Origin of the sequence: Bacteroides propionicigenes, from assembly GCF_018390535.1 — a bacterium.
GTDB classification, from domain to species: Bacteria; Bacteroidota; Bacteroidia; order Bacteroidales; family Bacteroidaceae; genus Bacteroides; species Bacteroides propionicigenes.
Window position 1 is genome coordinate 276,372 of record NZ_JAHBBW010000003.1, and the last position, 13,016, is coordinate 289,387.

The following is a 13,016-nucleotide window of genomic DNA, read 5'->3' on the forward strand; positions in this document are numbered from 1 at the left end:
GTCTTTTTTTTAATTTTAAAAGTTTATCTTTGCTTCATTATCATCAAGAAATAGATTTATGAATATATATGCAGTTCATTTGATTACTTTTTCACCTACCCACACTTCTAAACAAGTGGGTGAGGCAATTGTTCGCGGTACAGGTCTTTCGGAAATCACAAAAACGGATTTGACTTTGCATCCGGCTGAAAAGTTGGAAATTCCCGAAACTACATTAGTGGTGGTTACAGTTCCTGTGTATGGAGGAAAAGTCGCACCTCTGGCATTGGAGCGGATGAAGTGTATCCATACTTCCGGTGCTCCGGTGGTGCTGGCTGTGGTTTATGGAAACCGTGCTTATGAAAAAGCATTGGCAGAACTGGACGCTTTTATATCGGAAAGAGGTTTTAAAGTGATTGCAGGGGCTACATTTGTAGGAGAACATTCATATAGTACAGATAAGAATCCTATAGCTGTAGGTCGGCCGGATGCAGATGATTTGCGGTTTGCAGAAAATTTTGGTGCAAAAATACGTACTAAGATTGAAACTGCCGCTGGTATGGATAGGTTGTATACTGTTGATGTTAATCGTATTCAACGTCCTCATCAGGCATTTTTCCCGTTATTCCGCTTTTTGCGAAAAGTGGTGAAGCTACGTAAAAGTGGTGTGCCCATGCCTCGTATTCCGGCAGTTGATGTGGAACTTTGCAATCACTGTGGATATTGTGCGACACATTGTCCCGCAGGAGCTATTGGGAAAGGTGATGAGTGCAGTACTGATATAGAAAAGTGCATCCGTTGTTGTGCTTGTGTAAAGGGGTGTCCGCAGAAAGCCCGTACCTTTGATACGCCATTTGCTGTTTTACTTGCCGATTGCTTTAAAAGACAGAAGGAAAACAGGGTCATTTTATGACAGGGGGGAGAGAAGATGGATTGTGAGTATGCGGCGTGTGGAGGAGTCGATGCGGAAACGGTTGTCTGTTCTTTCGCCTACCAGCCAAATGATTTCTTTGCCACAACACAATACCCATTGTTGCTCTTTGCGTAAAAGGGAAAATTTTCGGTCGGTCATGTAATCGCTTACTTTCTTTCTGCCTTTCATGCCGAATGGGATAAAAGAATCTCCTTGTTGCCAGAGTCGCAGAGATAGAGGATGTAGAAGCTTGTCTGCATCGAAGCAGGCGGTTCCCTTATCACGAGGGATAATAAAATCGGGGGTAAAGGCATATTCTTTCATTGTCAGTACGGGTTCTGCTACTTGTTGATATGCTTCAATCAGCAAATATTTACGGTCTTTTACAACACGCCAATGTTTTGATGAAAAGGCTTTTCCCGACTGTCCGTTTAAGGTTCGGTATATGTCTTTGACTTGGGCTGCATTGAAACCAAGCGGGTGTAAAATTTCAAACAATAATGTTTCAGGAGCAGGTTCTTGCATCAGGGCATCAATAAGTATGCCTTTGGGGGTTTGCACCCGTTTTATTCCTTCATCTATGCCCCGTTGGTATATGACAGATGCTTCGTTCAGATGTTCAGCGGTATTGAGAATACTTTCTTTGACGGAAGGGTTGATATCCTGCATCATAGGAAGTAAGTTCAGGCGTATTTTGTTACGGGTATATTCGTCTTGCAGATTGGTGCTGTCTATCACGTAATCTTGTCCTATGCGGTTCAGGTAGTTAGTGATTTCTTTACGGTCCAAACAGAGCAGAGGGCGTACGATGTACCCATTCTTGGGGCGTATTCCCCGTAATCCGTTGATTCCTGTACCGCGGATTAAATTTAATAGAAGGGTTTCTACGCTATCGTCCTGATGATGGGCTACGGCAATGATGTCGGCATTGCTTTCCTGTCGTATTTTTTCAAACCATTCATAACGCAATTCCCGAGCTGCCATTTCAATGGAGATGTGCCGTTCTTCGGCTGTACGTATAGTATCGAAATGGATGGTGTGTAGTCGTATTTGCTGCTTTGCGCATAGTTGGCGGACAAATGCTTCATCCCTGTCAGATTCTTCACCGCGAAGGTGGAAATTACAGTGCGCTGCTTCGCAATCATAGCCTAAATCTTTCAGTAAGCACAATAGAGCAACGGAGTCTGCACCGCCACTCAAGGCAACGAGTACTTTGTCTGTTGGCACAAAGAGTTGCTTTTGGTTAATATATTGTGCTACTTTTTCTTTTTCCATAGGGCAAATATACATATTTCTTCTTGATTTCTGTCATTTCTGCGTGAAAACGTTGCCCGACGTTTGTTTCCTTAACCCCTCTTATTTAAAAACATTCTAAATTATTTGTGCGATATGAACTTATCTTTTATCTTTGCGACAAAAATAATGAAAGGCAGAAGACTATGCGTTTGTCCGAATTGAAAACCGGTGAAAAAGGTGTAATCGTTAAGGTACTGGGGCACGGCGGTTTCCGTAAGCGAATTGTAGAAATGGGCTTTATCAAGGGGAAGACCGTAGAGGTACTGTTAAATGCTCCTCTGAAAGATCCTATTAAATATAAGGTAATGGGGTATGAGATCTCTTTGCGGCGTCAAGAAGCTGATATGATTGAAATTGTCGGTGAAAAGGAAATGCACCGGGAGTCTGTGCAGCTCGATTATCATAAAGGATTAAGTGAAGATATGTGTTTGGGTGAAGAAGAACTGAAACGCATTGCTTTGGGGAAACGTCGTACCATTAATGTTGCCTTGGTAGGAAATCCTAATTGCGGTAAAACATCTCTTTTCAATATTGCTTCGGGCTCACATGAGCATGTGGGAAATTACAGTGGTGTAACTGTAGATGCCAAAGAAGGCTATTTCGATTTTCAGGGCTATCATTTTCGCATCGTGGACTTGCCGGGTACTTATTCGCTTTCTGCTTATTCTCCTGAAGAAATTTATGTCCGTCACCACATCATCAACGAAACTCCGGACATCATTATCAATGTAGTGGACTCTTCTAATCTGGAACGTAATCTGTATCTCACCACCCAGCTGATTGACATGAATGTGCGTATGGTTATTGCGCTTAATATGTATGATGAACTGGAAGCGAGCGGAAATACGTTGGATTATGTAAAACTTGGCCAGTTATTCGGTGTGCCGATGCTGCCTACTATCAGCCGTACCGGAAAAGGAATTGAACAGCTTTTCCATGTTATTATTGATATTTATGAAGGCGGTGACTTTTTGGATAAAAAAGGTAAGGTACGTACTGAAATCTTGAATGATTTACGCAACTGGCATAAGGAATATGTGCCCGACCATGACTTTGGCACTCATAAAGAGGAAAAAGAGCATCCTGTGGGCTTTTATCGCCATATTCACATCAATCATGGACCGGAACTGGAGCGGAGTATTGAAGAAGTGAAGCGCATTATCAGTGTCAACGAGAATATACGGTATAAATACTCTACCCGTTTTTTGGCCATCAAGCTGCTGGAAAATGATGATGATTTGGAGAATACAGTACAGGAATTTCCTAATGGAAAGGATGTTATTGAAGTTCGCAACCGTGAGGAGCAACGCTTGCGCAATGTAATAAACGAGGATAGTGAACAAGCTATTACGGATGCCAAATATGGTTTTATTTCGGGTGCGCTTCGCGAAACTTATGTGGACAACCATGAAGATACGGCACGTACGACACGCGTGATAGACTCTATTGTGACACATCGTGTATGGGGATATCCTATCTTTTTTCTGTTCTTGTATCTGATGTTTGAAGGAACATTCATACTGGGAGACTATCCGATGCAAGGTATTGAATGGTTGGTAGGAGTATTGGGCGATTTGGTACGTAATAATATGTCCGAAGGTCCGTTGAAAGATTTGCTGGTCGATGGCATTATCGGTGGTGTAGGCGGGGTGATTGTTTTTCTGCCTAATATATTGATTTTATATTTTTTCATATCGTTAATGGAGGATTCCGGATATATGGCACGTGCAGCTTTCATTATGGATAAGATAATGCATAAAATGGGGTTGCATGGTAAATCCTTTATTCCTCTGATTATGGGATTCGGTTGTAATGTGCCGGCTATTATGGCTTCACGTACTATTGAAAATCGTAAAAGCCGGTTGGTAACCATGCTTATCAATCCGTTGATGTCATGTAGTGCGCGTTTGCCTATCTATTTGTTGTTGGTGGGGGCGTTTTTTCCGAACAATGCCAGTTTGGTATTGTTAGCAATCTATGTTATCGGAATCTTGTTGGCAGTAGTTATGGCACGTCTTTTTTGTCGTTTTCTGGTGAAAGGAGACGATACGCCGTTTGTAATGGAACTTCCCCCTTACCGTATACCGACATCTAAATCCATTTTCCGTCATACATGGGAAAAAGGCGCGCAGTATTTGCGTAAAATGGGTGGTATCATTATGATAGCTTCCGTTGTAATATGGGCATTGGGGTATTATCCTAACCATGACATGTATCAAGATGTGGCGGAACAACAGGAAAATTCTTATATTGGTAGGATAGGTAAGGCTGTAGAGCCTGTGATAGAACCGTTGGGCTTTGACTGGAAGTTGGGTATCGGCATTCTCTCCGGAGTAGGCGCTAAAGAATTGGTGGTAAGTACGCTTGGAGTACTATATGCTGATGATGCCGAAGCCGATGCTGTGAGTTTGGGTGAACGTATTCCAATTACGCCCTTGGTAGCTTTTGGCTATATGGTGTTTGTACTGATATATTTTCCATGTATTGCTACGCTGGCAGCCATTAGGGGGGAGTCGGGTAGTTGGAAGTGGGCTTTGTTTACGGCAGTGTACACTACTGCACTTGCTTGGGTAGTGTCCTTTGCTATTTATCAGATTGGAGGACTGTTTGAATGAATAATTGGCAGAATTGGGCGGTAGCTCTCATTTTATTGCTGTGCATTGTCCGTATAGGGCAGAGTATTTATGTTTTTTTTCGTAAAGTGAAGGAGAAGCGTAATCCTTGTGAGAACTGTGCAACTGGTTGTGAATTAAAGCAATTGTACGAAAAGAAGCGTTCTGAGTGCAGCGTTGAGAGAAAAGAAATAAAGAAAAAATGTTGCGGATAGTTGGTAGTTCCAAAAAATGTACTACCTTTGCATCCGCAAACGAGAAAGATTGGTTCCTTGGATGAGTGGCTTAGTCAGCGGTCTGCAAAACCGTGTACGGCGGTTCGAATCCGCCAGGAACCTCAACTATCACTTTAAAGCCCTTGAAAGTCAAGCACTTTCGAGGGCTTATTTTTTACGGAGACCGTTTCGGGGACCACTTGAAAATTCGAGAATATTTTCCAATATATCTTTTGATTATTTTTAGGATTCAGTTTACAGCAGAAGCACAAATGATTTAAAGTGATTTGCCATTCAAGAATCTCGTAGTCCTTAAGTGTTCTTTCTATTATATGTGATTTATATGAAGAAATATAGATTGAGGGGATTGTGTACCCCCTCTTCTATGGAAGACCAGCTAAGAGACCATAACTAATGTGGTTTAATTGGGTGCTATAATTAAGTAGCCTGCCAAATCTTCCGGTTCATCATTCTTGGGTGCTTCATTTATAATATCCCAAACTAATGCTTTACCTACAATTGATTGTATAAAGCTAGCAAGGTTATATATATCCTCTAATTCTAATTTGCAGTCTATATTCCCAATAAATAGTAATTTACACTCTTTGTTTGCTTCCAATTTGATAGAGTTACTAATTAATTGGCGAATAACCTCAATAGACAAATCAGAGAAGTTTAGTGACAAGATTATACTTTCACTATCTCTAATAACCTTAAACTTAAAAGACTTTACTCTCATTGTAGCTTTCTTTCTAATGGATTATGTTATCAGCTATGTTATCAAAACGTGCAAATTGACTGGAAAATTTTAATAAAGTATTTCCCGTCTTTCCATTACGATTTTTAGCAACTATGATTTCAGCCATACCGTGCAAATCATTTTCTTTTTCATCTTGGTATATTTTGTAATATTCGGGACGATGGATAAAGCAAATCATATCTGCATCTTGCTCAATAGTTCTGGATTCTCGTAGATCACTTAATTGAGGACGTTTTCCCTCAATGCCTTCACGTGATTCTTTACCACGATTTAACTGTGAGAAAGCTATAATAGGAATATTCAATTCCATAGCCAATGCTTTGAGCGAACGAGTAATTACGCTAACCTCTTCTTCACGATTGCTATAACTCATGCCACTTGTATTCATCAGTTGGAGATAGTCAATGATAATTAGCTTAACTTGATGTTCTCGTACAAGGCGAGATGCCTTAGTGCGAAGTTCTTGTATAGATAACGCTGGTGTATCATCCAGAAAGATAGGTGCATCTTCTATAATTTTTTCTGCATCATCCAATAAGGCTTGTTCTTTCTCACTATACAATTCTGCATGATTTATTTCCACGTTGCTTACATTTGATAAAAAACGATTCATGAATTGAACAGTGGACATTTCGAGGCTAAAGTAAGCAATAGGGGTTCTATTAAGGATGGCGATATTTCTCACCAAGGATATTGCTAATGCTGTTTTTCCCATTGCTGGGCGTCCACCAATCACAATTAATTCTCCTTTTTTCCATCCGAATGTAATTTTATCCAATTCAGTGAAACCGGATTGTATGGCTCTCTCACCTACATACTCATATTTGAATATACCCAATTTTTTCATATTCTTTTTCTTATTTAGTCTTAGTGTGAGCAAAGTAACTAAGACATATACGTCATTTTACGACGTAACTCTCGAAAAAAAGAAACCGCTACAACTTGACATTATAGCGGTTCTTGTTCGTAGTTAGTATGTAATACTTTGATTTATATTTCATTACATGAGAACAAATGTTTTTTATTCCACATCATTATTCAAGAAAATATCCAATTTAGCTTCGGAAGTCTCTGCTTTTTTAAATAATTTCTCAATAGGAGTAATTTTCTTGCTATACCATTTCCTCATTTTGGAACTAACAGTTGCATACTTTTGGAGTATAGCCAACGTCTCGCTCAAGTTTTTACCCTCCAAGCTTAAAGTAAGGTATTCAGTTGTTGCAAGATATGCATTGTAAGCATTCTTGTGTATTTTGGGCACATTATCTTTATACCCTTGTTGACCTCTATAATAAGTGTAAGAACATTCCACGCATTGTAAGTCGTCAGAAATCTGTTCTACCATTTTTTTCATCATAGATAAAGTGTCATACTTCTGCATGAAATCTCGATTGATTTTATCAATGTATTCACTTATTAATTTTATCGATTTATAATATTTTCCATCGTTTTCTTTAATCCCTCTTTCCGTATATTCATTGCGTAGACGAATAACATCATCTAATTCTTTTTTATGCATTTTAACCGCAGTCTCTAAAGCCGAGGATTTTCCACTACTCTCATATAATCCTTTTCTACAATATACTACGTCAGGACGAACAAACTCCATTTCTTTTATATTCATGGAAACTTTTGTAGGGAGAATTTCTTGCAGCTTGTTATATAAGGAATCATACTGAAGTTCTAATAGCTTTTCTTTTCTTAATTGCTCCACATCATTTCCATTTTGATCTACTATCTTCTTAGAATATACTTCGTTATCTTTATATAAAGATACCTCATAATATTCATTTCCTGCTTCTCTCAGAACTTTTATAGATTTGGTTAAAGCACCATTATCATAACATTCTATCACATCTGTGCTTAGGTTCTCTTTTTGTGTGATAGTTTTGCCATCTTCCGCATAAAACGAAATGATATTATCATCTAGTTTCTCAATTAATATGCCCGTTTCGCTATATCTGGTATACTGAATTGGAGTTGTTATATTTCCATAGTTTCCCGGTGTCACTTGAAGTATTCCTTTGTATTCTATTTGTCCGTTTTGAAACCAGTTTGTGTTATATTGTTTGTCATCTACTAATTTTGCATGGCTTTTCTTTTGCCCTCTATTTTTGGCATCCGTGTAGTAGGATGTTTTCTCTATCATTTCATCTTCCTTATATATACATTCTTCCAAGAGATAGTGCCCACTACTTCCCAAATTATAATTCTTTTCCACTCCGCTCTTTTTCCCATTTAGATAGTTTGTGGATTTAGAAATATATTTTTCGGATGTTCCGAAATATTCGATACATAATCCATGTAAAGCTCCATGATTGTAGTTTGCGGAGATTAGTAACATTCCATTCCTGTCGTATTCCTTATAGGAACCATGTCTTGTTCCAGTACCCGCAATTACAGTAAAAGACTCATGTAAACGGGAATTCCCCCAATCCCAATAAGTTTTTTTAGTCACAAGATTCTGCGCACTAGCTATATCAACTGATGATATTATAATGCAAATAAAAAATAGAATTCTAAATTTCATATTTTCCTTGATATTAATTTCTTTTTTGTTGTATGCGATCTTAATTTATCTGTACGATGTTGGTAATAGGATTAGGCGTTGATTCCGTAATTTCCACATTACCGTCTATATCAATCGTTCCGATAACAGATTGGCTTGTACTATATTGAAAACCTGCAAAATATAGCAAATCCGAACCCTCCATTGTATAAATGGAACGAAAATCAATGCCTTTGCTTGACAAGTCCAATTCCTTGATACTGTAGTCCTCCAATGCTATAATATCCAATTTATCCACAGATTTTCGTGCATATAAAGCATTTGTTGTGACATAAGTGGAACGATCGGTGGCAAAAAATCCATTCAAATTAGCTGAAACTTCTGTCAATGCCTTTGTAGCAAACTGATATTCATAAGTGCGACCATAATAATTTATCAGCATTGTAGCCCTGCGTTCATTCCATTTCACTTGTATATCATTGGGTTGTGGTCTTCCCCAATAATCAAGAGATTCCGTCTCTGCCATAATTTGACTTTGGAGTTCTTTATTCTCATTTAGCTTGCTAACTACAAGTTTGTAAGATTCATGTTCTCCACTAACAGCAGTGAGATATAAATCTTCGTTGTCGTGAGATACAAAAGCATTTCCATATTCTGTGTGGGGGATAAAATTAGAAATGATAAACTGCTGCGTACCATACGACGGACGGATATATCTGTAACCATAGAAACAAGTTCCCTTATTGTTGACAACAAAAGAAAGGGAATTATCTGCATACAATTCTAACTTTAAGTTAGAAATATCCTGTGTATGAATTTTATAAAGTCTTCCTCCACCCATATTGTTTTCCATGTTAGCCATGACATAGATATTTCCCTTATTGTCTGTTACGGCATTCTCTCCATTTAGTCCTGCACCTAAATCATATATCGCTTCTGTGGATTTATCGACAAGATAGGAATATCCGCCTATTCTCTCTTCGTTCGGTAGCAAGAAGCCATCTTCGTCATACGTTGGTCTGTAATTGATGTCCCCACCTGTAAACATCAGATACTTTTTATTAATATCCCATATTGAAAATGAACCGCTTATTCTAATCGTATCACCCTTATTGTCAATCCACGATAATTCCATGTCTCTACCGTCTTTCTTAATCTGTCGATATTGGGCAGAAGAAGAACGGGTATTAGTTCCACTTGTATAGATATACTTTGCATCTTTGATATTCAATCCCACAATATCACCGTGCTGTGGCGGTTGGGACAGTTCATCATCATTACTGCAAGATACAAGAAAAAAGGCTGTACAAGCAGCCAATAAATACTTCAATTTCATAATACTATTTTTTTATTTTATTAGTAATTCTATCTGATAATCCTTTCAATCCTACTTCATTTAAGTTTTTCAACTTTGCTTCTTTCCCTATCAGAAGAGGGTGTTTAGGATAGCCTTTCGTGGTAACTCCGTAGGCTTTGAAATGATAGCTTCCACTGAACAGGCTGATTATACCTTGTATGTTCTTATCTTCGTTTCCGAATAACAGATCAGACAAATATGTCCGTTTTGTATCGTCAATAACCGCACCCCAAGCGCACCACACATCTGCCTGTTCAATGGTAGACAACAATTCTTCTATGGCTGCAAGATTGCGCAAATGAATCTCTATGTTGTAAGTATGGTCCGTATCCATGTTGTTCGGATTGGTCGCTCTTTGGGGATAGACATTCAGCATATACCATGCTCCATATTCACCGCTTCTTTTTGCGTAGTCCTGCACTCTCCTAAGAGTTGGGTCAAGGAAATTTGGCATTGCCATGCTGGGATTAATACCGATGCAAATCAATACATTCTGTTTATCCGTATCGAATTGCTCCCCTAACACATAACGAACATCTGTGAGTTCGCAGTCGTATTTTCTACGGTATTCGTCCGATACATCATAGTTATACACCCAACCATTTTTTACTATTTTCTTACTCATAATCTCTAAAAGCCTTGCTGCTTAGTATTTCTAAGCACAAAGATAAATCTTTTTTTCAACTTTACAAATTCAAAAACATGGTTTTATGAAATCAGATATTGATCTATTTGTCATTAATAGAATTAGAGAAAAGCGGAAGGAATTGAAAGTGTCTCAGCGTGGTATGGCAGAGATACTTGGCTGTTCTGCTGGTTTTATCGGACAAGTAGAGAGTGAAAACTCTGATACCAAGTATAGTGTACATCAACTCTATCTTATTGCAAAGGATTTTGATTGTTCTCCAGCAGACTTTTTCCCTTCTCTTGATTCTGATTTTTAATCCAGTTTTGCTTGCAAAGCTAAGACTATGGGTACGACAATTTCAGTCGGTGCTCGGATGATTTTTTTCATATTACATTTATCTGGAAAAGAATAACCGCTACATTGCTGTAACGGTTATGATATTATTTTTTTAATTTCTCAATTCTGCTTTATCTCTTCAATTTCGTTATCAGTGTCGATAATTAGATACTGTTGTAGTTGAGTGTCTGTAAATATCAACTTACTTTCTTCCTGTGTTATAATGCTAATCTCCTTTATTCTGGTATGTCCGACTACATGATGGTAGTTAGGGAGTGCGGATTTACTTAAAGAGTCTGGTCTAATCCATAATGGACTTTGATAGACATTATTTCCGGCAGCATCGCTGTTTATTTTATTGACGAAATCTAATACTAATGGATATGTTTGAAACAGATTGTTTATATCTGTATATTGTTGCATTCCTTTTTCTCTCATCCATATACGGCTTACACCTGCATGGGAAAACAGATAATTGTCATAGCAAACACACGCTTGAATTGTCTTTTCCCGAATCAGGACTATAAGTTCATCTTGTATAAGATCGGATAACCGTTGAGTGAAGCGGTTGCTTCTCACACCTCCGATATACTGTAAGTCATGGTTGCCTATTAGCAAATCAACGTTAGTATATTCTTCTTTAAAGTCAAGTATAGAGTGCAGATTTTCTAACTGTTCTTCTGGAGAAATAAGACTATGTTTGTCATCTACATAATCCCCAAGAAAGATAAATCTGTCCACATTCCCTCTTTCCTTATTGATAATATTCTTCCATTCTGTCAGTCCATGAATGTCACTAATTACACATATTTTCATAAACGTTAGTATTGGGATATCGCTTTCTGCAAGCGTTGTATGATTCTTTTTCTAAGCGATAATGGGTATAAGACTTCTACTTGTTCTCCGTAACTGATTATCTTATTTTCTAATTCCGGATTGATAATTAGATGCAAAGTGATAATATTTTCATTTATAGTTTGAGACTGGTGTAGTGGTAGAGCTTTCAGATAATGCAACATAGTATCGGAAAATCTTAGTTCCACTTTTTCTATTGGGGCATTTGGATTGTTATCCGGTTCATAGATTAACCCATATATTTGATTGAATTTATCCGCAGTCAGCTCCAGTACTTTCTCTCGTTGGAAATGGTTATCGGTAATAATAAGGTCACTAATCCTGTCAAGCCCAAAAGTGCGAAATGCTTTTAGTTCACTAATGTATGCAAACAGATACCACATTCCTTCAAACTCTTTCAATAGATAGGGAAAGACTGTATATTCTTTTAATCTGCCTGTTTGATAGTTTCGATGTTCAAAGTGGATGCTCATTTGGCTCTGGATTGCTTGCAGTAAACGACCGATATTCTCAACTCCTTTTGCGTGAGGGGTAGGACTAATAGATAAGTACTCTAGGAGTTTGTTTCTGTCTTTGACGGTGGAGAGAATAATATCAGAACTTTCAGCTAGTCCAATAAAATAGAGCAATTTATCGAAATCGAATGTACTATCTGTTTGAGCATAGTAACCATTCTTTTGTTCATCGTATATGATTTCTATATCGAAATTACTTCGTATATCAGCTAGATCTCTTTGAAATGTCCTCTCTCCAATCTCTACGTCATATCGTTTCATGTAGTCGAGCAGTGTACGCTTGCTGGGATAATCATTCTGTAGAATTCTACGAATGATTAGATAGTTTCTTCGTATGGTATTTTTGGTTGGCATAAATGTTTATATTTGTAGGTCAAAGTGATTACTGATATTCAATATCACTTATGGAATTAGAGTAGACTCTCGAAATAAGAAACGTTGTAATGAACAGTATTTGGACAAATTATCATTTGGCTACCACAAGAGTGAATATGCCCAAATACATGGTTACGAGGTTTGTATTTAGCGATCACATCTTTTAATAAAGAGCATCCAGTACCTTCATCCAGTACTCCTTTTGCTGGTCCATGGGTTATCAGAAAGTCTATGCTCGATGGAATTTCTTGTTTATGATGTAACCACGGGCGTGCTGTGATAGAATAGAAATGAATATTATCATACTTTATCCCAGAATCTTCCAGCAATGTAACACCTTTAGGGATTAGCAATTGTGCATCTTCTGGGCATAAATCGAACAACAGTTCATGATTACCAGCCACAAATATACGTAATTGCGCAGGTTGAACAGCATACCAGTTGAGGAAATCGGATAATTCCTGTTCTTCTATACCTTCTACTCCGTCTCCTGCGCAAATCAAGATGTCAGCTTCTGACGGTATTCTCAGTTGAGAGTGCATCCCATGAGTATCAGAGAATGCGAATATTTTATGATTCTTAAATGGTATAATCATATTCTTTGTATTTTTAGGTTGTAAATTTACGAGATTGCCAAATAGGAACAAACAATATCAAGTATAATCT

At 38.0% G+C, this 13,016-nt stretch carries 12 protein-coding genes, 1 tRNA gene and 1 pseudogene; 5 read left to right on the plus strand and 9 right to left on the minus strand.

The features are described from left to right. The first annotated feature begins 58 nt into the window (after window positions 1–58). A complete protein-coding gene (locus tag KG118_RS06435) occupies window positions 59–892 on the plus strand; it encodes a 4Fe-4S binding protein (RefSeq protein WP_117711437.1) in 834 nt (277 codons plus the stop codon). Here KG118_RS06435 and tilS read toward each other — a convergent pair. Next, a complete protein-coding gene (gene tilS / locus KG118_RS06440) occupies window positions 887–2,167 on the minus strand; it encodes a tRNA lysidine(34) synthetase TilS (RefSeq protein WP_117711438.1) in 1,281 nt (426 codons plus the stop codon). The genes KG118_RS06435 and tilS overlap by 6 nt on opposite strands. Window positions 2,168–2,331: 164 nt before the next feature. On the opposite strand from tilS, the gene feoB reads away from it, so the two are divergent. The 3 genes from feoB (at window position 2,332) to KG118_RS06450 (ending at window position 5,138) form a co-directional block, all read left to right on the plus strand. Further along, window positions 2,332–4,803, plus strand: a complete 2,472-nt coding sequence (gene feoB / locus KG118_RS06445; RefSeq protein ID WP_117711439.1) for a ferrous iron transport protein B — start codon at window positions 2,332–2,334, stop codon at window positions 4,801–4,803. Further along, window positions 4,800–5,015, plus strand: coding sequence for a hypothetical protein (locus KG118_RS17455; protein ID WP_117711440.1), 216 nt, complete (start codon window positions 4,800–4,802; stop codon window positions 5,013–5,015). The genes feoB and KG118_RS17455 overlap by 4 nt, the downstream gene beginning before the upstream one ends. A gap of 51 nt (window positions 5,016–5,066) precedes the next feature. Next, window positions 5,067–5,138, plus strand: a tRNA-Cys gene (locus KG118_RS06450). 298 nt (window positions 5,139–5,436) lie between these two features. Here the strand turns inward: KG118_RS06450 and KG118_RS06455 are convergent. The 5 genes and pseudogenes from KG118_RS06455 to KG118_RS06475 form a co-directional block, all read right to left on the minus strand. Beyond that, the gene (locus KG118_RS06455; protein WP_117711441.1) at window positions 5,437–5,754 is read right to left on the minus strand and encodes a hypothetical protein; all 318 of its coding nucleotides are present in this window, start codon (window positions 5,752–5,754) and stop codon (window positions 5,437–5,439) included. Between the two features lie 19 nt (window positions 5,755–5,773). Further along, window positions 5,774–6,586: pseudogene (locus KG118_RS06460) on the minus strand (DnaB-like helicase C-terminal domain-containing protein); the annotation flags it as partial. A gap of 210 nt (window positions 6,587–6,796) precedes the next feature. Beyond that, window positions 6,797–8,305 carry a toxin-antitoxin system YwqK family antitoxin gene (locus KG118_RS06465; protein ID WP_117711442.1) on the minus strand — a complete coding sequence of 503 codons (1,509 nt, stop codon included), beginning with the start codon at window positions 8,303–8,305 and terminating at the stop codon, window positions 6,797–6,799. 40 nt (window positions 8,306–8,345) lie between these two features. Beyond that, window positions 8,346–9,620, minus strand: coding sequence for a hypothetical protein (locus KG118_RS06470; RefSeq protein ID WP_021936439.1), 1,275 nt, complete (start codon window positions 9,618–9,620; stop codon window positions 8,346–8,348). A 4-nt stretch (window positions 9,621–9,624) separates the two neighbouring features. Beyond that, window positions 9,625–10,266: a DUF1643 domain-containing protein gene (locus KG118_RS06475; RefSeq protein WP_117711443.1), complete on the minus strand. Its 642-nt coding sequence runs from the start codon at window positions 10,264–10,266 to the stop codon at window positions 9,625–9,627. Between the two features lie 85 nt (window positions 10,267–10,351). Between KG118_RS06475 and KG118_RS06480 the strand changes: the two genes are divergently transcribed. Continuing rightward, a complete protein-coding gene (locus KG118_RS06480; protein ID WP_016267069.1) occupies window positions 10,352–10,585 on the plus strand; it encodes a helix-turn-helix domain-containing protein in 234 nt (77 codons plus the stop codon). A gap of 140 nt (window positions 10,586–10,725) precedes the next feature. Here the strand turns inward: KG118_RS06480 and KG118_RS06485 are convergent, their stop codons facing one another. The 3 genes from KG118_RS06485 to KG118_RS06495 all read right to left on the minus strand — a co-directional run bounded on the left by KG118_RS06485 (window position 10,726) and on the right by KG118_RS06495 (window position 12,946). Further along, window positions 10,726–11,421, minus strand: a complete 696-nt coding sequence (locus tag KG118_RS06485) for a metallophosphoesterase (protein WP_021936438.1) — start codon at window positions 11,419–11,421, stop codon at window positions 10,726–10,728. A 5-nt stretch (window positions 11,422–11,426) separates the two neighbouring features. Further along, window positions 11,427–12,236 carry a helix-turn-helix transcriptional regulator gene (locus KG118_RS06490; RefSeq protein WP_233514880.1) on the minus strand — a complete coding sequence of 270 codons (810 nt, stop codon included), beginning with the start codon at window positions 12,234–12,236 and terminating at the stop codon, window positions 11,427–11,429. Between the two features lie 149 nt (window positions 12,237–12,385). After that, entirely contained in the window at window positions 12,386–12,946 is a 561-nt protein-coding gene (locus KG118_RS06495) for a metallophosphoesterase (RefSeq protein ID WP_021936436.1), read from the minus strand. Between the last annotated feature and the right edge of the window lie 70 nt (window positions 12,947–13,016).